This window comes from Microcystis sp. LE19-84.1B, from assembly GCF_027531875.1.
GTDB lineage: Bacteria > Cyanobacteriota > Cyanobacteriia > Cyanobacteriales > Microcystaceae > Microcystis > Microcystis panniformis.
This window is the reverse complement of record NZ_JAPZSR010000191.1, coordinates 1-2,259: the sequence shown is the minus strand read 5'-3', so window position 1 is coordinate 2,259 and position 2,259 is coordinate 1. Positions and strand designations below refer to the sequence as shown.

The window sequence follows — 2,259 nt, the reverse complement described above, 5'->3', positions numbered from 1 at the left end:
GAATAGGTTTTGATGCCATTTTTGGTGCTTTACTGTTTCTCAAATGCCTTTTTTCGCTCCTTATGTTTATTTTTATGCTAACTTTGATTTTTTCTCTCCGTAATTTCTCTCTGTGACAGCTTAGGGTGCGGAATGTGGGTTATAAATTCTTGTCTGTGTAGTTAAATAATCTTTCTAAGACCTTTTTAAGTTCGATAATTGGCAATGCCTGCTGTCTTCCTGTCACGGTTAAACTATGTGTAACACCGTAAAAAACATTTCTCATTATGTCTCTTTCCATTAATATATCGCCTTTTTCCTTTTGAAGTTTATTCTTATTTTCAAATTCTACATCCCAACACACCAATATATCAATATGATTGGCATCTTTTTTATTATTATTAATATCTGAATAAATGTCTTGTAAATTTCTCTTAAATTCTATCAAGATGTCTTTTCTTAGACTACTTCCATAATTTGTAAAAATTGTCTTATGTATTCCTAGTTGATTGTCATTTGAATAATATATATCTTGAGACTCTGTTAAATTATAATAGTACAAACCATCATAAACTTGATAGCCTGACAGTATTTTTAATTCATAGCCTTTCAGAAGATTCTTAGCAACAATTTCAATAAAAAGGCCAAGAACCTCCTGCTCTTCTAGGGGGGGTAAATACTTTTGAGTTAAAGATGATTCAAAGTATCTTTTTTCTTTCAATTTATCATTTAATTTTTCATAAGGTATATAAAAAGGATCGCTAATTCTTGTTCTAGTATCTCCTTCAACTATGTAGCGACGATATTTAATATAGTTTCTGTCTTTAAGTATCTCAAATACTTTATCCGATATCTGTTTCATTCGATAAGGACTAATTCCTTTTCTACCTGAGTCTAACTCCGTACGAATTGAATTATCTTTTATATCTACTAAAACCGTGTAGGGAAAGTAATTACTGTCATCAAATGGATGTATGCAAATTCCCGTAGGCATTCCATTTATTGCCAACCAGCATCCGTGTTCTATCTTAAAGTCAGTAGATATATCATTATTATGGAATCTTTCATTAAATTTATTGATAAAGTTCTTACTGGTAGCAGAAATTAAAATTCTTGCGGACAAGGGATTTTTAGAACCAAATTCAATTTCATCTATTTTTTCGTCTAGAAGATTGGCTTTAAAAGCAGCCTCTTTTTGTGTTTGGGAGAACTTGTCATCACCTAATTTTATCAAAGTTTCGTACTCGTCTAGTCTATTATAAAATGATTGCTCAATTCCAACCACTTCTCGAACAATTTCCCTGACAGTTAAATAGCCAGTTTTAATTTTAAACTTCTGACCATCTACCTTAAGGCTAAATTGAAAATACTCTTTTGAAGAGAAGACTTTATCTAGGGTTCCAACCACAGATCTTGTTCTCAAAATTGCCTCGATGGTTTTTTCACATTTGGCAAAATTAAAAGCTGTTGATAGTGTTTCCTCTACTACTTCATTGGGAAAATCATTAGGAAATTTAACAGTTATCTTTGTTTGAGATTCTTCTGAAGTTGATTGAGATTTCTGGTCAATTTCTTCTTCTTCTGAATTTGGCAACTCTGATTTAGAGTAGATAAAGTGATATAAATCTCTATAGGTTCTTGATGCTTTTATCCCGTCTTTGATACTCTCAATTTTCAATAAATTACTTTGAAAAGCAACAAAGGTAAATCCATAACCCATAAATCCAAATTTTTCAGTATTTTTCTCTCTTTTTAAAGATTTACCATTAACTAAAATCTTAGATATTTCTTATTCTTCTATACCAATACCGTTATCTGTGATGATGATTTCTCTTTGCTCCGTATTTATTTCTAACTCGATGCGACCTTGATCGATTTTGTCTTCTCCAAATTTTTCTATAATAGCATCGGCACTATTTTGCAAAAGTTCTGCGTAAATATCCCAAATGTGTCTATAGCTGGATATGATTCTTTCAATGTTTGATCTTATTTGTGATATTTGTTGTTTGGATAATTCCTCTTTAAGTATATTTTTCTGTTGTTTTTTGTCAAATTCTCTTAGAACATCAGCCATAATATTAATGCCTTAATGGTAGATTTGAGTTGTTCATAAAACCATGAGTCTCTATGGTATCATCGAACTATACTTTAGACGTTCATAATCTGAGATTTATTAAACTTCTGAAATCGTAGAGTGAGCAAGGAATCCAGTTCTTTTTTATGTTTCAGGTGGGCATCATTCAGACATTCATAAATAGCTGAAGAAAAGTCAGAAAAGTT

2 protein-coding genes and 1 pseudogene are annotated in these 2,259 nt (G+C 31.1%); all 3 read right to left on the bottom strand.

The window, feature by feature from the left end; genetic code table 11:
- Positions 1 to 139 precede the first annotated feature (139 nt).
- The gene (locus O9324_RS11265) at positions 140 to 1,699 is read right to left on the bottom strand and encodes a hypothetical protein (protein ID WP_287628657.1); all 1,560 of its coding nucleotides are present in this window, start codon (positions 1,697 to 1,699) and stop codon (positions 140 to 142) included.
- Positions 1,700 to 1,768: 69 nt separating this feature from the next.
- Positions 1,769 to 2,053 (bottom strand): hypothetical protein, encoded by a 285-nt coding sequence (locus tag O9324_RS11260; protein WP_287628658.1) that lies wholly within the window; start codon positions 2,051 to 2,053, stop codon positions 1,769 to 1,771.
- 74 nt (positions 2,054 to 2,127) lie between these two features.
- Positions 2,128 to 2,259 (bottom strand): annotated as a pseudogene (locus O9324_RS11255) (IS630 family transposase); the annotation flags it as partial.